This window comes from Massilia varians (assembly GCF_027923905.1).
Lineage (GTDB): Bacteria > Pseudomonadota > Gammaproteobacteria > Burkholderiales > Burkholderiaceae_D > Telluria > Telluria varians_B.
In genome coordinates, this window is the sequence record NZ_AP026966.1 from 3,350,344 (window position 1) to 3,368,463 (window position 18,120).

The 18,120-nt window shown below is 68.0% G+C and carries 13 protein-coding genes; 11 read left to right on the plus strand and 2 right to left on the minus strand.

What is annotated here, in order from left to right; all coding sequences use genetic code 11:
* Positions 1 to 29: 29 nt before the first annotated feature.
* Positions 30 to 1,619: a glycoside hydrolase family 43 protein gene (locus MasN3_RS15040; RefSeq protein WP_281908183.1), complete on the minus strand. Its 1,590-nt coding sequence runs from the start codon at positions 1,617 to 1,619 to the stop codon at positions 30 to 32.
* Between the two features lie 123 nt (positions 1,620 to 1,742).
* Positions 1,743 to 3,962 carry an NADP-dependent malic enzyme gene (locus MasN3_RS15045; protein WP_281908184.1) on the minus strand — a complete coding sequence of 740 codons (2,220 nt, stop codon included), beginning with the start codon at positions 3,960 to 3,962 and terminating at the stop codon, positions 1,743 to 1,745.
* Between the two features lie 180 nt (positions 3,963 to 4,142).
* Between MasN3_RS15045 and MasN3_RS15050 the strand changes: the two genes are divergently transcribed.
* The 11 genes from MasN3_RS15050 to MasN3_RS15100 all read left to right on the plus strand — a co-directional run bounded on the left by MasN3_RS15050 (position 4,143) and on the right by MasN3_RS15100 (position 18,109).
* The gene (locus tag MasN3_RS15050; protein WP_370661402.1) at positions 4,143 to 4,979 is read left to right on the plus strand and encodes an alpha/beta fold hydrolase; all 837 of its coding nucleotides are present in this window, start codon (positions 4,143 to 4,145) and stop codon (positions 4,977 to 4,979) included.
* 118 nt (positions 4,980 to 5,097) lie between these two features.
* On the plus strand, positions 5,098 to 6,849 hold the full coding sequence (locus tag MasN3_RS15055) for a GMC family oxidoreductase (RefSeq protein ID WP_370662299.1): 1,752 nt from the start codon (positions 5,098 to 5,100) through the stop codon (positions 6,847 to 6,849).
* A gap of 85 nt (positions 6,850 to 6,934) precedes the next feature.
* Positions 6,935 to 8,281: an MFS transporter gene (locus tag MasN3_RS15060; RefSeq protein WP_281908188.1), complete on the plus strand. Its 1,347-nt coding sequence runs from the start codon at positions 6,935 to 6,937 to the stop codon at positions 8,279 to 8,281.
* A 27-nt stretch (positions 8,282 to 8,308) separates the two neighbouring features.
* Positions 8,309 to 9,103 (plus strand): sterol desaturase family protein, encoded by a 795-nt coding sequence (locus tag MasN3_RS15065; protein ID WP_281908189.1) that lies wholly within the window; start codon positions 8,309 to 8,311, stop codon positions 9,101 to 9,103.
* A gap of 93 nt (positions 9,104 to 9,196) precedes the next feature.
* Positions 9,197 to 12,223 carry a xanthine dehydrogenase family protein molybdopterin-binding subunit gene (locus tag MasN3_RS15070; protein ID WP_281908190.1) on the plus strand — a complete coding sequence of 1,009 codons (3,027 nt, stop codon included), beginning with the start codon at positions 9,197 to 9,199 and terminating at the stop codon, positions 12,221 to 12,223.
* Positions 12,220 to 13,038, plus strand: a complete 819-nt coding sequence (locus MasN3_RS15075) for an FAD binding domain-containing protein (protein ID WP_281908192.1) — start codon at positions 12,220 to 12,222, stop codon at positions 13,036 to 13,038. The genes MasN3_RS15070 and MasN3_RS15075 overlap by 4 nt, the downstream gene beginning before the upstream one ends.
* Positions 13,035 to 13,613, plus strand: a complete 579-nt coding sequence (locus MasN3_RS15080; protein WP_281908194.1) for a (2Fe-2S)-binding protein — start codon at positions 13,035 to 13,037, stop codon at positions 13,611 to 13,613. Before MasN3_RS15075 ends, MasN3_RS15080 begins: the two co-directional genes overlap by 4 nt.
* Positions 13,614 to 13,649: 36 nt before the next feature.
* Positions 13,650 to 15,203, plus strand: coding sequence for an AMP-binding protein (locus tag MasN3_RS15085; RefSeq protein WP_281908195.1), 1,554 nt, complete (start codon positions 13,650 to 13,652; stop codon positions 15,201 to 15,203).
* On the plus strand, positions 15,200 to 16,678 hold the full coding sequence (locus tag MasN3_RS15090) for a UbiD family decarboxylase (protein WP_281908196.1): 1,479 nt from the start codon (positions 15,200 to 15,202) through the stop codon (positions 16,676 to 16,678). Before MasN3_RS15085 ends, MasN3_RS15090 begins: the two co-directional genes overlap by 4 nt.
* A complete protein-coding gene (locus MasN3_RS15095) occupies positions 16,675 to 17,277 on the plus strand; it encodes a UbiX family flavin prenyltransferase (protein WP_281908197.1) in 603 nt (200 codons plus the stop codon). The genes MasN3_RS15090 and MasN3_RS15095 overlap by 4 nt, the downstream gene beginning before the upstream one ends.
* Positions 17,278 to 17,293: 16 nt before the next feature.
* The gene (locus tag MasN3_RS15100; protein WP_036217507.1) at positions 17,294 to 18,109 is read left to right on the plus strand and encodes an enoyl-CoA hydratase/isomerase family protein; all 816 of its coding nucleotides are present in this window, start codon (positions 17,294 to 17,296) and stop codon (positions 18,107 to 18,109) included.
* Positions 18,110 to 18,120 lie beyond the last annotated feature (11 nt).

The window sequence follows — 18,120 nt, forward strand, 5'->3', positions numbered from 1 at the left end:
TGTCTCCAGATCGAATTGTTGTTGTCTGCTTATTTAGTGCTGTCGGCCGGCCGGTACTCGAACCAGTCGAAATCGGCCCCCGCCATGGGAGCGCCGTCCGGGCCATGCGCGACCATCCCCAGCACCACACCGGTGAAGCCGCCCGCGTCCTCGGAGCTGAGCGGCGCAGTCGGCGCGCTGCCGAAGTCCGCCACCTCGCGCTTGCCGTCGCGGTAGCCGAACACGTAGCGCTCGGCTGTGGCGCGCACGAACAGCTCGACCTTGCCGGCGGCCAGGGGCACCTCGCGCACCACGGTGCTCTTGCCTTTCACGCGGGTGAGCAAGCGGACCACGCGCCCCTTGCCGGTTCCGGCAACCAGCAGCTGGTAGTGGTTGTCCTCGTTCATGCGCAGCGCCAGCCCGGCCTGCTCGCCTTTGGCGCGCGGCGTGAAGTCGAGCAGCGTGGCGGCGCGCATGTCCAGGTGCGCCTGGCGCTTGCCCACGAAAGCGGGGGTGCCGATGTCTTCCAGCGACAGCTTGCTGCCCTTGAGGCGCAGGAAGCCGGGACGCTCCGACAGCGACCACAGGTCCTGGGCCGGACCGCGCAGGAAGATCCACTCGCCGCCCAGCTTGGGGCCCTTGAATTCGTCGCGCGCCGCGGTTGCCGGCCACGGGTGCGGCGCCGGCAGTCCGGGCGCCTGCATCTTCTCGAGGAGCGGCGCGCCGCCATTGATCTTGAGCCAGCCATCCTCGGTCCATTCGACCGGGGCCAGCATGGTTTCGCGGCCGAGGTGGTGCTTGTGCTTCAGGTGGCGCACCCCCAGCATCACCATGAACCACTTGCCCTCCGGCGTCTGCACCAGGTCGGCGTGCCCGAGCGCCTGCAACAGCAGGTCCGGCCGGTCGCGGTGGGTCAGGATCGGGTTATCCGGCGCCCCCTCGAACGGTCCCCAGGGCGAGCGCGAGCGCGCCAGGATCACCACGTGGCCGTAGGAGGTGCCGCCTTCCGCATGCAGCAGGTAATACCAGCCGTTGATCTTGTACAGGTGCGGCCCTTCGGGCCAGACGCCGCCCAGGCCATTCCAGATGCGGCGCGGCTTGCCTTTAATCTGGCCGGTGGCGACGTCGACCTCGACCTGGCCGATGCCGCCGCGCTCGCCGCCGTCCTGGTAGGTGAGGTAGACCTTGCCGTCGTCGTCGAAGAACAGCGAGGGATCGATCCCCTGCACGTCCTTGATCCAGACCGGCTCGGACCACGGGCCGGCCGGATTGGTGGCGTGGACGATGAAGTTGCCGCCGCCGGCGACGTTGGTGGTGATCATGGTGAAGTGGCCGTTCCCGCAGCGCAGGGTCGGAGCGAAGATGCCCGCCGAGCTTTTCTGACCCGCCAGCGGCAGCTGGCTTGGACGGTCGAGCGCATGGCCAGCCAGGCGCCAGTTGACCAGGTCCTTGCTGTGGTAGATCGGCACCCCGGGGAAGTACTCGAAGGTGCTGGTGGCGAGGTAGTAGTCCTCGCCGTCCCGGCAGATGCTGGGGTCGGGGTTGAAGCCCGGGATGACCGGGTTCCTGTACTCGCCTGCAGAGGCGATGATGGCGCAGGACAAGCCGATGGCTGCCCACGCTGCGATACCGAAGCGCATCCCAGTTCCTTTCGTCCACGTAATGTTAGCGCAACCAGTATAGGTTACAAAATGGTTACGAGCAACGGAAAGAAAGTGGGAGGACACGCGCCGGCGGAAACCGGCGCGTGGAGGGCCGCAGGCTTAGCGCACGGCGGCGACGGCGAGCGCGGTCATGTTGACGACCCGGCGCACGGTCGCGCTCGGGCTCAGGATGTGCACGGGCTTGGCCGCACCCAGCAGGATCGGGCCGACGGTGACCCCTTTGCCTGCCGCGACCTTCAGGACGTTGAACAGGATGTTGGCGGCGTCCAGCGAGGGCATCACCAGGAGGTTGGCGCTGCCCGCAAAGCCACTGGCGCCCTCGCCTGCCGGCTGGTACAGGCGCCGGATCTCTTCCGACAGCGCGGCGTCGCCATGCACCTCGCCGATCAGGGCCAGGTCCGGCGCGCTGGTCGCCAGCAGTTCGCGCGCTTCGCGCATCTTGCGCGCCGAGGGCCGCTCCGAGGAACCGAAGATCGAGTGCGACAGCAGCGCCGCCTTGGGCTCCAGGCCGAAGTGGCGCAATTCGGTGGCGGCGAGGCGCGTAATGTCCGCCAGTTCCTGCGCCGACGGGCTGTCGTTGACGTAGGTGTCGGTGATGAACAGGGTCATCTTGTCCAGCACCAGGGCGTTCATCGCGGCCAGCACGCCCGTGCCGGGCGCGGTGCCGATCACGTCGCGCACATGCGCCAGGTGGGTGTCGTAGCTGCCCGCCATGCCGCAAATGAGCGCATCGACCTGGCCCGACTGCAGCAGGCGCGTGCCCTGCAGGGTGGCGTCGCCGCTGCCATCGGGTTCGGCCAGCTCGTAATCGACGCCACGCGTCAGGCGCAGGCCGGACTGCTTGACCGCCTGCTCGACCGCTTGCGCCGTGCCGATCAGCACCGGCATGGCCAGGCCTTCGTCGACCACGGTCTGCACCGCGCGCAGCACGCGCTGGTCGGTGCCTTCGGCATAGGCGACGCGGCGCGGGCTGGCCTTGGCCTTGGCGAACACCGGCTTCATGAAGAAGCCGGTGTGGTAGATCATCTCGCCCAGGCGCGCGCGATAAGCGTCCATGTCGGCGATCGGGCGCGCGGCAACGCCGGAGGCTGCGGCGGCTGCAGCCACTGCTGGGGCGATGGCCGCCATCAGGCGCGGATCGAAAGGCTTCGGGATGATGTAGTCGGGACCGAAGCTCAGGTCCTGGCCGGCATAGGCTTCGGCCACCGTATCGTTGGCTTCGGCCTCGGCCAGCTGCGCGATCGCGACCACGCAGGCCAGCTTCATCTCGTCGGTGATGCGGGTAGCGCCGCAGTCCAGCGCGCCGCGGAAGATGTAGGGGAAGCACAGCACGTTGTTGACCTGGTTCGGGTAGTCCGAACGGCCGGTGGCGATGATGCAGTCGGGACGCGCGGCCTTGGCCACTTCCGGGCGGATTTCAGGTTCCGGATTGGCCAGGGCCAGGATCACCGGCTTGTCCGCCATGGTCTTGACCATCTCGGCAGTCAGGACGCCGGCGGTCGAGCAGCCCAGGAACACGTCGGCGTCCTTGACGATGTCGGCAAGGCTACGCGCTTCAGTAGCCTGGGCATAGCGTGCCTTGTTGGCTTCCATGTTGGCTTCGCGCCCCTGCCAGATCACGCCCTTCGAGTCGGTAACGAAGATGTTCTCCTGCTTTACGCCCAGGCTCACCATCATGTCGAGGCAGGCGATCGCCGCCGCGCCGGCGCCGGAGGCCACCAGCTTGACGGCGCCGATGTCCTTGCCCACCACCTTCAGGGCGTTGAGCAGGGCTGCGCTCGAGATGATGGCGGTGCCGTGCTGGTCGTCGTGGAAGACCGGGATGTTCATGCGTTCGCGCAGCTTCTTCTCGATGTAGAAGCACTCGGGCGCCTTGATGTCCTCGAGGTTGATGCCGCCGACGGTCGGCTCGAGCATGGCGATGGCGTCGACCAGCTTGTCCGGATCGTTCTCCGCCAGCTCCAGGTCGAACACGTCGACCCCGGCGAATTTCTTGAACAGGCAGCCCTTGCCCTCCATGACCGGCTTCGAGGCCAGCGGGCCGATATTGCCCAGGCCGAGCACCGCGGTGCCGTTGCTGATCACGGCCACCAGGTTGGCGCGCGAGGTGTAGTCGGCGGCGGTGCTCGGGTCGGCGGCGATCTCTTCACAGGCATAGGCCACGCCGGGCGAATAGGCCAGCGACAGGTCGCGCTGATTCGACAGCGGCTTGGTGGCCACCACCTCGATCTTGCCGCGCACGGGGTTGCGGTGGTATTCCAGCGCGTCGGTACGCAGTTGGCTATCGACGTTTGCGCCGAGGCTGCTCTCAGTGCTCATGGGTTCCTCTTTCTTGATGTGATGCAGAAAAGGGATAGCATACTGCACTGTGCGCCTGGTGTTGTTCCCGCCGCCCAATCGCGCAAGCTGTTGCTGCATCTTTCACTCTGCCTCGGGCGCGCGATCGCGCGAGAACGGTGTAGCATGGCGGCCTTGTTCCACGCCCAATGCCAGCCGCAGATGACGCACACGCCGACTACACCTACGACAGCGCCCCCCGCCTTAGTCGACCTCCCGTGGCGCGACCGCAGGATACAGCTCGAACTCGACTGGGTCGGCCACGCCGATTCCTGCTATCCGCCGGTCGTCTTCCTGCACGAGGGCCTGGGTTCGGTTGCGCTCTGGAAGGATTTCCCAGACCGCTTCTGCCGGGCCAACGGCCTGCGCGGCCTCGTGTATTCCCGTTACGGCTACGGCCGCTCCACCCCGCGTCCACCCGACGAGCCGCAGACCCGGGACTTCCTGCATTACGAGGCCGAGGTGGTGCTGCCGGCGCTATTGGCCAAACTGGACATCGTCCGCCCCTGGCTGTTCGGCCACAGCGACGGCGCCTCGATCGCGTTGCTGCACGCCGCCCGCCATGGCGCGGACCTGAGTGGGATCGTGGTCGCCGCTCCCCACATCATGGTCGAGGAGATCGGCCTGGCGTCGATCCGCCAGGCACGCGAAGCCTGGCTGCACGGGCGCTTGCGCGAACGCCTGGCGCCGTATCACCTCGACGTCGATTCGGCCTTTCGCAGCTGGAACGATATCTGGCTCGATCCGGCTTTTCGCGACTGGGATATCCGCGCAGAGGTGGCGAAGATCACCGTCCCGGTACTGGCGATCCAGGGCGAAGGCGACGAATACGGCACGCTCGAGCAGGTGCGCGGCATCCAGCGCCTGGCGCCGCACACGCACTTGGCGATCCTGCCTGACTGCGGGCACTCTCCGCATCGTGACCAGGCCGCGCGCATCATCACCGAAGCCGGGCGCTTCATCGTGGGGTACTCCCAGCCCTTCCATCAGAATAATTGATATTATGCATAAACAAACATTATTAGAATAGATGACAGTTCCGCGTTAATCTCGTGTCACATAAGCAGTGACATGGCGGCCAGCAGCCGCCGTACCTGCACGACATAAGGAGACGCACGTGGCGCATCTGGAACTGGCACAGGAAAGTTTCGACTACCTGATCGTGGGCGGAGGATCGGCAGGCTGTGTGCTCGCCAACCGCCTGTCCGCCGATCCCGGCATGCGGGTCGCCCTGATCGAGGCCGGCACCGACACGCCGCCGGGCGCGGTACCGGCGGAAATCCTCGACAGCTACCCGATGCCGCTGTTCTGGGGCGAGCGCTATATCTGGCCGGAGCTGAAAGCGCGCGCCACCGCCGGCGCCGCCCCCAAGGTCTACGAACAGGGCCGCGTGATGGGCGGCGGCTCGAGCATCAACGTGCAGGCTGCCAACCGTGGTCTGCCGCGCGACTATGACGGCTGGGCCCGCGATGGCGCGGACGGCTGGGGCTGGGACGAGGTGCTGCCCTATTTCCGCAAGCTCGAGCGCGACCTCGACTTTCCCGACTCTCCCCTGCACGGCAGCAAGGGCCCGATTCCGATCCGCCGCATCATGCCCGACGCCTGGCCGCGCTTTTGCCACGCCTTCGCGGCAGGCCTGCGCTCCAGTGGCCTGCCCTACCTGGACGACCAGAACGCCGAATTCGGCGACGGACTGTTCCCGGCGGCATTCTCGAACATCGACGACCGCCGCGTCTCCACCGCCGTCGGCTACCTCGACGCCGCCACGCGCGCCCGGCCCAATCTGCGCATCCACGCCGGCATGCGGGTCGAGCAGCTCGTCATGAGGCAGGGCGCGGCGAGCGGCGTGATCGCCGTCGACGCGCGCGGCAACCGGGTGCGCTTCGCCGCCCGCGAAGTCATCGTCTCGGCGGGCGCGCTGCAATCGCCCGCGCTGCTGCAGCGCGCCGGGATCGGCGATGCCCGGCTGTTGCGCGAGCTCGGCGTGCCGGTGGTGGCCGACCGGCCCGGCGTCGGCCGCAACCTGCAGGACCACCCGGCACTCACCTTCTGCCACTTCCTGGCTCCGGAATTCCGCATGCCGCTGGCGCGCCGCCGCGCCAGCATGACGGCAGCCCGCTTTTCCTCGCAGCTGGACGGCTGCGAGCCGGGCGACATGTACATGTCGAGCGCCACCCGCGCCGCCTGGCATGCGCTCGGCAACCGCCTGGGCCTGTTCTTCCTCTGGTGTAACCGGCCGTATTCGCGCGGGCAGGTACGGATCCTGTCGTCCGATCCCCTGGTCGCGCCCGAAGTCGAACTGAACCTGCTCTCGGACGAGCGCGACCTGGAGCGCATGGCGCTCGGCGTGCGCCGGCTTGCGCAAGTACTGCAGCGCACCGACCTGCACCGCCACCCCGGCGACTTCTTCCCGGCCGCGTTCTCGCCGCGCATCAAGGCCCTCAGCCGCGTGAGCCCGGCCAACGACCTGCTGACGCGGCTGCTCGGCATCGGCCTCGACACCCCGGCTCCCCTGCGGCGCTGGATCATCGAGCGCTTCGTTACCGGCGGCCAGCGCATGGCGGCGCTGCTGGCCGACGAGGCAGCGCTGCATGCCTTCATCCGCAAGAGCGTGTTCGGGGTGTGGCATGCCAGCGGCACCTGCCGCATGGGCCCTGCGCATGACCGCCAGGCCGTCACCGATTCCGAGGGCCGCGTATACGGCGTGGCGAATCTGCGCGTGGTGGACGCCTCGCTCATGCCCAGCCTGCCCTCGGCGAACACCAACATCCCCACCATCATGATGGCCGAAAAAATCGCCGACGCGATCCTGTCGCGCCGGCCAGGGGCCGGCATGCGTCAGCAGCGCGTGCTGGCCGTAGATCCCTGACGCCGCGCCAGACGGCGCAGAAACAGTTCGCAGTCGCCCGGTGCTTTCCCAAACACCGGGCGCTGCTCAACCCTAGGAGACGAAAATGGCTGTGGTCACAAACGAAGTCGCATTCACGGAGCGGGAGAACAACCGCCATACGCTCAGGGCGGTGGTCGCCTCAACTGTCGGCTGGTCGCTCGACCTGTACGACCTGTTCATCCTGTTGTTCGTCGCGCCGATCATCGGCCGGCTGTTCTTCCCGTCCGACAACCCGATGTTGTCGCTGGCGGCGGTGTATGCCTCGTTCGGGGTTACCGTGCTGATGCGGCCGCTGGGCTCGGCCCTGTTCGGGTCCTACGCCGACCGCAAGGGCCGCAAGGCCGCCATGATCGCCTCGATGATCGGGGTCGGCGTCTCCACCGCGGCCTTCGGCCTGCTGCCGACCGTCGCCCAGATCGGCGTGCTCGCACCGATCCTGTTCATCGTCCTGCGCCTGATCCAGGGCGTGTTCGTGGGCGGCGTGGTCGCCTCGACCCACACCATCGGCACCGAGTCGGTGGCGCCGCGCTGGCGCGGCGCGGTCTCGGGCCTGATCGGCGGCGGCGGCGCCGGCCTCGGCGCCCTGCTGGCTTCGGTGGTCTACTGGACCCTGTCCGAGATCTTCCCGGGCGAGGCCTTCGACGAATGGGGCTGGCGCTGGATGTTCTTCACCGGCATCATCAGCGCCGTGCTGGGCATCACGATCTTCAGCAAGCTCGAAGAATCGCCCATGTTCAAGAAGATGCAGGAAGCCAAGGCACGCAGCAAGGCGACCGTGGTGGCCGATGCACATCCGGTCCGCACCCTGTTCAGCGCCAAGTTCCGCAACATCCTGCTGGTCAACCTGTTGCTGACCATCGGCGGCGGCGCCGGCTACTACCTGACCTCGGGCTTCCTGCCCACCTACCTGAAGGTGGTGACCGGGACCCCGGCCACGACCTCCGGCTTCATCCTGATGCTGGCCAGCGTCGGCGTCATCGTCGCCTCGATCGCCGCCGGGCACCTGAGCACCCTGATTGGACGCAAGAAGGCCTTCGTCTGGATCGGCGTCGCGCGCCTGATCCTGCTGCCGGCGATCGCCCTCCTGATGCCGGGCGTGACCGATACGGTGACGCTGGCGGTCTACGTCATCGTCTTCAGCATGCTCGGCAGCATGGGTTATGCCCCGATCCTGATCTTCCTGAACGAGCGCTTCCCGACGGCGATTCGCGCCACCGGCACCGGCCTCTCGTGGAACATCGGCTTCGCGATCGGCGGCCTGATGCCGACCTTCGTGTCGCTCAGCTCGCCGCTGCCGACCGACGTGCCGATGTCGCTGGCACTCTACCTCGCCGGCATCAGCGTCATCTTCCTGATCGGCGCCCTGGTCGTGCCCGAAACCATGGGCAAGCTCGACGAGCCGCAGTCCTGAACGCCTACGGAGATGGAGGAACACACCATGCATGCAAAGGACCAGAAGATCCGCGAACGCTCTGCCCGCTTTCGTGACGAGTACGTCGCCGCCACGCCCGGCTGGTACCGCGGCGAGATGCACCTTGGCTTCACCCTGCTGTTCACCGGCAGCGTGATCGCGTGGTGCCTGTTCCAGATCGAGAATTCGCGCTGGCAGGAATGGATGATCGCGCTGCCGATCTTCCTGTTCGGTAACTGGGCCGAGTGGGCGGCGCACCGCTACCTGCTGCACCGCCCGAGCAAGTACTTCAACGCGATCTACAAGCGCCACTGCGCGGTGCACCACCAGTTCTTCACCCACGTCACCCTCGAGTACGAGGGACAGAAGATGTGGCGCGCACTGCTGTTCCCGCCGTTTGCACCGGTGATGTTCGTGCTGGCGGCGCTGCCCTTCGCGCTGCTGGTGGGCTGGCTGTGGTCCGCCAACGCCGGGTATATCGCGATGCTGACCATGGCCGGCTACTTCCTCATGTACGAGGCGCTGCACACCCTGTCGCACGTGGTCGACAGCCCCTTCCTCGACCGCCTGCCGCTGGTGAACACGGTGCGCCGCATGCATGTGATCCACCACCATCCGGAGTTGATGGCCACCCGCAACTTCAACCTGACCTTCCCGATCTGCGATGCCCTGTTCGGCACCAGCGACTTGCGCAAGGGCCTGTGGGGCACGCTGTTCCACGGCAGCGGGCATGCCACCATGGGCGAAGAAGAGCGGCGCATCGTCGGCCCCGATGCGGCCACCCCAGTGGCCGAAGACCGGCGCAAGCATCACAATTTGTGATATTTCGGATCAATAAACACTATTAGGCGTGATGACCTTGCCTCCCTATACTGAAATTATCAACACAGGCGTCACGCCCGGGAGTTCGACAGCATGGAAATGAAGATCGCCCATATCGACGGGCAGCAGCAGGCCGGGCCCTTCGTGGGCCGCCCGATGCGGCGCATCGAGGATGCCTCGCTCCTGACCGGGCGCGGCCAGTACGGCGACGACGTCGGCGTCAAGCCGGGCACCCTGCACGCGGCCATCGTGCGCTCGCCGCATGCCCACGCGACTCTGAACGGCATCGACAGCAGCCGTGCCGAAACCGCTCCGGGAGTGCGCGCCGTGCTGACCGGGCGCGACCTGGCCGCCTGGTCCAAGCCCTTCGTGGTCGGCGTCAAGGCGCCGATGGAGATGTGGGCACTGGCGGTGGACCGGGTACGCTATGCGGGCGAGCCGGTCGCGGTGGTGGTCGCGGATACGCGCTACCTCGCGGAGGACGCCGCGGACCTGCTGGTGGTCGACTACACCCAGCTCGACCCGGTGGTGTCGATCGAGTCCGCGATCCGCCCCGACGCTCCCATCCTGCACGAAGGCCACGGCAGCAACATCGCCAGCGACCGGAGCTTTCGCTACGGCGACCCGGAAACCGCTTTCGCCAATGCGCCGCACACGGTGGAGCTCACGGTGCACTATCCGCGCAACTCATGCACCCCGATCGAAGGCGCGGTGGTGGTCGCCGACTACCTGTCGGAAGAAGAAGGCTACGACGTCGCCTCCAACTTCATGGGGCCGTTCTCCCTGCACACCGTGATGGCGCTGGCGCTGCGCGTGCCCGGCCACAAGCTGCGCCACCGTACCTTCCGCGATTCCGGCGGCAGCTTCGGCGTCAAGCACGCGGTGTTCCAGTACGCGGTGCTGATGTGCCTGGCCTCGCGCAAGGCCGGCGCCCCCGTCAAATGGGTCGAGGACCGGCTCGAGCACCTGGGCGGCCTGACCTCGTCCACCAACCGCCTGTCGACCATCCGCGCCGCCGTGGAAGGCGACGGCCGCATCACAGCCCTGTCGTACGACCAGTTCGACGACGTCGGCGGCTACCTGCGCGCGCCGGAGCCGGCCACCTTCTACCGCATGCACGGCGTTCTTACCGGCGCTTATGCGATCCCGAACCTGGCGGTGCGCAACCGCGTGGTGCTGACCAACAAGACCCCGGCCGGCCTGGTGCGTGGCTTCGGCGGGCCCCAGGTTTACTTCCAGCTCGAGCGCCTGATGCAGCGCATCGCCGTCGAACTGGGGCTGGAGCAGCTCGAGGTCTACCGCCGCAACTTCATTCCCGCCGATGCCTTCCCCTACCAGGCGGCGGCCGGCGCCCTGATCGACTCGGGCAACTACCAGCGCGCGCTGGAACTGATGCAGGACGAAGGCGGTCTGGCTGCCCTGTACGAAAAGCGCAAGCGCGCCCGTGCCGAAGGCCGGCTGTACGGCATCGGCTTTGCCGCGATCGTCGAGCCCTCGATCTCGAACATGGGCTACATCACGACCGTCCTGCCGAAGGAAGCGCGCGCCAAGGCCGGCCCGAAGAACGGCGCCATCGCCTCGGCCAGCGTGGCCATCGACCCACTCGGCGGCATCAACGTCACCATCGCCTCGGCCCCTGCCGGCCAGGGCCACCGCACCGTGTGCGCCCAGGTGGTGGCCGACGTGCTGGGCGTGGAGCCGGACCAGGTCGCCGTCAACGTCGAATTCGACACCCAGAAGGATGCCTGGTCGGTCGCGGCCGGCAACTACTCGAGCCGCTTCGCCGGGGCGGTGGCCGGCACCGTGCACCTGGCCGCCGGCAAGATCCGCGACAAGCTGGCGCTGGTGGCGGCGCCGCAGCTCGGCGTGGACCCGGTCGACGTCGTCTTCGCCGGCGGCAAGGTGCACGCGAAGGGCGACCCGTCACGTTCCCTGCCTTTTCTCCGCATGGCCGCCAGTCCGCACTGGGCTCCTGGCCTGCTGCCGGAAGGCGTCGAGCCGGGCCTGCGCGAAACCGCCTTCTGGACCGCCCCGCAGCTCGGCGCGCCGGACGAGCAGGACCGCGTCAACACCTCGGCCGCCTACGGCTTCGCGTTCGACGTATGCGGCGTCGAGATCGACCGCAATACCGGCCGCGTGACGATCGACAAGTACGTCACCACCCACGACGCCGGCAAGATCCTGAACCCGGCCCTGGCCGACGGCCAGATCCGCGGCGCGTTTGCCCAGGGCCTGGGCGCGGCATTGATGGAGGAATTCCGCTACGGCGAGGACGGCAGCTTCCAGTCCGGCACCTTCGCCGACTACCTGGTGCCCACCACCTGCGAAGTGCCGGAACCGCAGATCATCCACATCGAGACGCCTTCTCCCTTCACGCCGCTGGGCGCCAAGGGCCTCGGCGAAGGCAACAACATGAGCACGCCGCCGTGCATCGGCAACGCGGTGGCCGACGCACTCGGCCTGAAGGACGTCGAACTGCCGCTCACGCCCTCGAAGGTCGCCGACCTGATCGGTGCCGACGAGCCGCCGCCCTCGCCTGCGGTGCGTCAGGCGCAGGCCGCGCCCGCACCGGCAACGGCCGGCGGCGGCAAGGGTGGCAAAGCGCTCGCCGCGCGCGGCGAAGTGCTGCTCGACGCGCCGCCCGAAGCCGTGTTCCGGGTCCTGCTCGACCCGGTGGCGCTGGCCAAGGTCATCCCCGGCTGCAACGCGCTGGAGCCGGCGGGAGAACACCGCTACCGGGCCGACGTCAGTGTCGGCGTGGGCATGATCAAGGCGCGCTACGCCGCCGAGGTGGCGCTGTCCGAACTCGATCCGCCGCGCAGCCTGCGCCTGGCCGGTTCCGGTCTGTCCGCGGTCGGCAGCGCGCGCGGCAGCGGCGTCGTCACGCTGGAGCCATCGAACGGCGGCACGCTGCTGCGCTACGACTACGCGGCCGAAGTGTCGGGCAAGGTGGCCGCCGTGGGCAGCCGCATGCTGGAGGGCGCCGCCAAGATCGTGCTGAACCAGCTGTTCGAGCAGCTCGGCCGCGAGGCCGGCGGCAAAGGGGCGGCCGTGGCCGCACCCTCAGCGAAACGCGGCCTGCTGGCACGCATCCTGGCCCTGTTTGGAGTACAACGATGAAACCGCAAGCATTCGACTACGCCCGTCCCGCCAGCCTTGATGAAGCCGTCGCCCTGCTCACCGACGCCGGCGATGACGCGCGCATCCTGGCCGGTGGCCAGTCGCTGATGGCCGTCCTGAACCTGCGCCTGGCCCAGCCGAGCGTGCTGATCGACATTTCGCGCGTCCCGGACCTGAACTATGTCCGCCCAAGCGGCGGCAAGCTCGCCATCGGCGCCGCCGCGACCCAGGGCAGCGTCGAGTGGCGCGCCACGCTGGCCACGGAAGTGCCGCTGCTGGCCCAGGCCTTCCCGCACATCTCGCACTTCCAGATCCGCAACCGCGGCACCGTGTGCGGCTCGCTCGCCCATGCCGACCCGAGCGCCGAGCTGCCCCTGGCCCTGCTGGCCTTAGGGGGCGAAGTGGTGCTGCGCAGCCGCCGCGGCCAGCGCACCGTCGCCGCAGCCGATTTCTTCCAGGGCATGCTGATGACGGCGCGGGCGCCGGACGAACTGCTGGTGGAAGCGCGCTATCCGCTGGCCCAGCCGGGCGTGCGCTATGCCTTCGACGAGTTCTCCGGCCGCCATGGCGACTTCGCCATGTGCGCGGTGGCGGCCGTGGTCGGCCCCGACAGTATCCGGCTGGCCGTCGGCGGCGTCTCGGACCGGCCGACGGTGCGGACCTGGGGCCGCATCGCCGGCGACGACCTGGCGTCGGCGATCAACGATTTCGCCTGGGAGCTGGGCGCCAAGGACGACCACCACGCCTCGGCCAAGTTCAGGCGGCAACTGGTGCGCCACCTGGGGCGCGCCGCGATTGAAAAGGCACTCTCATGAAAACCTACCGCAAAAACGAGGTCGTGCGCATCGAACTGGTCCTGAACGGCCAACGGCGCAGCGGCACCTGCGAACCGCGCACCCTGCTGTCGGACTTCCTGCGCCAGGACCTGGGCGCCACCGGCACCCACGTCGGCTGCGAGCATGGCGTCTGCGGCGCCTGCACCGTCAACATCGACGGCGTCGCCGGACGCTCCTGCATGACCCTGGCGGTGCAGGCCGAGGGCTGCCGGATCGAGACCGTCGAAGGGCTGAACGGCGGCCAGGAAGGCCTGTCCGACCTGCAGGAAGCCTTCCGCCGCAACCACGCGCTGCAGTGCGGCTTCTGCACCGCCGGGATCATGATGTCCTGCACCGACTACCTGCGCCGCAACCCGGACCCGACCGAAGCAGAAGTGCGCGAAATGCTCTCGGGCCACCTGTGCCGCTGCACCGGCTACACCAACATCGTCAAGGCCGTGCTGGAAACGGCCGCCGAACGCCTCGGCAGGCCGCACGCTCCCGGCCTGGCCCCGGACAGCCCGGGTCACGCCGGCGTCGGCGACGCCGGACAGTCCAGGCTGGTCAACGCCTAGATCAACGAAACGAACAATCAACCGGAGGAGAACATCGTGCTGGATCTTGGACGCACATTCCTGCAAAGCGTCGAACGCAGTCCCCACGCGCTGGCGGTCGTCGACGGCGAGCAGCGCCTTACCTATAGCGAGTGGTACGAACGGATACAGCGTGCTTGCGCCGGGCTGGCCGCCCTTGGCCTGGAGCGCGGCGACCACCTGCTGGTGGTGCTGCAGAACCGTATCGAAATGGCCACGCTGCACTGGGCCTGCCAGTTCAGCGGCGTGATCGCCACGCCACTGAACTGGCGCGCCAAACCCGAGGAAGTCGAGTACTGCCTGCTAGATTCCGGCGCCAAAGCCATCGCTTACGAATCCGTCAGCGAAGCGGCGGTCGGCGGCAGCGCGGCCGCGGCCGGCGTGGCCCGGATCGCCGTCGGCGGCGCCGCGGGCGGCACGCTGGCGTTCGACGAGCTGCTCGCACGCGCTCCCGGGTCGCCGATCCTGGCGGCCCAGGCCGAGGACATCTCGCTGATGCTGTATACCTCGGGCACGACCGGCAAGCCCAAGGGCGTGCCGCGCCGCCACCGCGCCGAGCGCGCAGGCGCCCTCGGCCACGTCGCCCAGAACCTGTACCGGCGCGGCGAGCGCACGCTCGGCGTCATGCCCCTGTACCACACCATGGGCGTGCGCTCGCTGCTGGCGATGGCGCTGGTCGACGGCCTGTTCGTCTGCGTGCCGAAGTTCGACTGCGCCGCCGCGTTCCGCTCCATCGAACAGGAGCGCGTGACCAACCTGTACCTGGTGCCGACGCTCTACCACGACATGCTGGCATGGCGCGAACAACACGGCGCGGACATCTCCTCGGTGAGGAAACTCGGCTTTGCCGGCGCACCGATGCCGGATGGCCTGCTCAAGCGCCTGACCGAGGCCTTCCAGCCGGAGCTGTTCGTCAACCACTACGGCTCGTCCGAGGTGTACACCTTCGCCATCGACCAGGACGCAACCCGCAAGGCGGGCAGCGCCGGACGTGCCGGCATCAACACCCGGCTGCGCGTGGTGCCGCTCAACGCCGAATCGCCCGAAGGGACCGTGGCGCCGGGCGAGGAAGGCCAGATCATCTGCGACCTGCAGGGCGACGAAGCCTTCGAAGGCTACTGGAACCGCCCCGACGCCGACGCCAAGTCGATTCGCAGCGGCTGGTACTTCACCGGCGACACCGGCTACATCGACCTCGAGGGCGACCTGTTCGTGACCGGCCGCATGGACGACATGATCATCAGCGGCGGCGAAAACATCTCCCCGGTCGACATCGAGTCGGTGCTGTCGCTGCATCCGTCGGTGGACGAGGTGGCGGTGGCCGGCCTGAAGGACGAGCGCTGGGGCCAGAAGGTGGTCGCCTTCGTCAAGACGCACGGCGTGGTCAGCCCGGAAGCGCTGAACGCTTACTGCCAGTCGTCTGACCTGCTGAACTTCAAGCGCCCGCGCGAATACGTCTTCGTGCGGGAGATCCCCAAGTCACCGGTCGGCAAGATCCTGCGACGCAAGCTGGTGGCCGGTGAGTACGAACCGGTGCCCGCGCCCGGCAACAAGGAAGGAAGTGTGCAATGAAGGCAGACGCGAACGCAGAAGTGATGTCGACCGGCAAGGCGCGCGACCTGCGCGAGTGGCTGGCCCACCTGGAAGCGACGCAGCGCCTGGCGGTGATCCGCGAAGGCGTGCCGCTCGAACACCGGCTCGCGGCGATCGCCAAGCGCCTCGACGGCGCCCAGGCCGCCTATTTCCCGCGCCCGGGCGGCCATGACATTCCCGTGGTGTCCGGCTTCGTCTCGCGCCGCGCCTGGATCGCCGAGGCGATGGGCGTGGAACAGGCAGGGCTGCTGGCCGCCTTTCGCAAGGCGGTCGAGCACCCGCTGCCCTGGCGCGAGGTCGACGCCGGCGCGGCGTGCCAGCAGGTCGTGCACCGCTTCGGCCAGGACGAGCAGGAGCTCGACCTGCACACCCTGCTGCCGATCCCGACCCACAGCGAACATGACAACGGTCCCTACATCACCGCCGGGCTGGTGATCGCGCGCAATCCGGTCACGGGCGTGCAGAACGTGTCGATCAACCGCATCCAGGTGCACGGCCGCGACCGCATGGCGATCCTGATGCTGCCGCGCCACCTGCTGGCCTTCTACCAGGCGGCCGAGGCGAACGACCAGCCACTCGACGTGGCGGTGGTGATCGGCGCCGATCCGCTCACCCTGCTCGCTTCTCAGGCGATCACGCCGATCGACCACGATGAGCTGGAAATCGCGGGCGCCCTGCACGGCGCGCCGCTGCCGGTCGCGAAGTGCCTCACCAGCGAGGTGCGCGTGCCTGCCAACGCCGAAATCGTCATCGAAGGCAAGCTGCTCCCGAAGCTGCGCGAGCCGGAGGGCCCCTTCGGCGAGTTCCCGAAGTATTACAGCGCCCAGGAGAACCGCGAGGTGATCGTGGTGGAGGCCGTGACCCACCGCTACAATCCGATCTACCACACCATCGTGCCGGCCGAAATGGAGCACCTGCTGCTCGGTTCGATCCCGCGCGAGGCCACCATGCTGGCCCACCTGCAGCGCAGCTTCCCCGGCGTGCTCGACGTCCACCTGTCGGTCGGCGGCGTGGGCCGCTACCACCTGTACGTCAAGTTCCGCAAGCAGCGCGAAGGTGAGCCGCGCAACGTCATCCTCGGCGCCTTCGGCGCCCACTACGACATCAAGCAGGTCACGGTGGTGGACGAGGACGTCGACGTGCACGATCCGCAGCAGGTCGAATGGGCGGTCGCCACCCGCTTCCAGGCCGACCGCGACCTGATCGTCATCTCGGGCGCGCAGGGCTCGGTGCTCGACCCCTCGACCACGGTGGGCTACACCGGCGACGGCGTCGCCCCGCCGCACCTGCAGGGCATCAGCGCCAAGATGGGCCTGGACGCCACCAAGCCGGTGGCTTACCACGGCCACGTCTTTACCAAGGTGCGCATCCCGGGCGAGACCGAGATCGACCTCGACCAGGAGATCGTGCGCGGCGCCGCCATCGACTGGTCGAACGTGACGGTGCGCACATGAGCAAGCCGCGCCTGGTCGTCGCCATCACCGGCGCCAGCGGCGCCATCTACGGCGTGCGCCTGCTGCAGGCCCTGCGTGAATCAGGCGCTTGCGAATCGCACCTGGTGATGTCGTCGTCGGGCGTCATGACGGCCCAGCAGGAACTCGACCTGCGCCGCGCCGACATCGAGGCGCTTGCCGACGTGGTGCACAACGTCAAGGACATCGGCGCGACCATCGCCAGCGGTTCGTTCCGGTCGGCCGGCATGGTGGTGGCGCCCTGCTCCATGAAAACCCTGGCCAGCATCGCCCACGGGCTGGCCGACAACCTGGTTGCGCGCGCGGCCGACGTGATGCTCAAGGAGCGGCGCCGGCTGGTGCTGGTCGTACGCGAAACCCCGCTCAACCTCGCGCACCTGCGCAACATGACGAGCGTGACCGAGATGGGCGGCATCATCTTTCCGCCGGTGCCGGCCTTCTACACCCGTCCCGGCTCGCTCGACGAGCTCGTCGACCATACCGTCGGGCGCCTGCTCGACCTGTTCGACCTTCCCCACGATGGCCTCGTCAAACGCTGGGAAGGCATGAGCAAGCAAACAAGCGAACAACGCAATCAATAACCTCCAGGAGAACAGCATGACCCAAGCAACCCAACTGAACCACCCGGCCCACCAGCTGCTCGACAACCTCAAGGGCTTCCGCGTGGAAGTCGACCCGGAGCGCCAGCGTGCCGACATCATCCTGTCGAACGGCCAGTTCAACATCATCTCGATGGCCCAGCGCGACCAGCTGCGCCTGGTGTTCGAGGCGCTCGACTTCGACGAGCGCGTGCGCGTGATCGTGCTGCGCGCCGAAGGCCAGCACTTCTCCAGCGGCGGCGACATCAGGGGCTTCCTCGAGGCCAGCCCGGAGCACGTGTCCAAGCTGGCCTGGAACATCGCCGCCCCGGCGCGCTGCAGCAAACCGGTGATCGCCGCCAACCGCGGTTTCTGCTTCGGCGTGGGCTTCGAGATCTCGCTGGCCTGCGACTTCCGCATCGCCACCGACACCACCTTCTACGCGCTGCCGGAGCAGAAACTCGGCCAGATCCCGGGCTCGGGCGGCTCGGCGCGCCTGCAGAAGATGGTCGGCATCACGCGCACCAAGGACATCGTGATGCGCTCGCGCCGCATCCCGGGCCAGCAGGCCTACGACTGGGGCGTGGCCACCGAATGCGTGCCCGACGCCGAACTGGAAGCGGCCACCGACCGCCTGGTCGACGAACTACGCGCCTTCTCGCCGATCGCCCAGCGCACCGCCAAGAAGCTCCTGAACGACACCGAGGATTCGCCGCTGTCGATCGCCATCGAGCTGGAAGGCCACTGCTACAGCCGCCTGCGTTCCTCGGACGACTTCCGCGAAGGCGTCGAAGCCTTCCATGCGAAGCGTTCCCCTAGCTTCAACGGCAGCTGAACCCAGGGGGA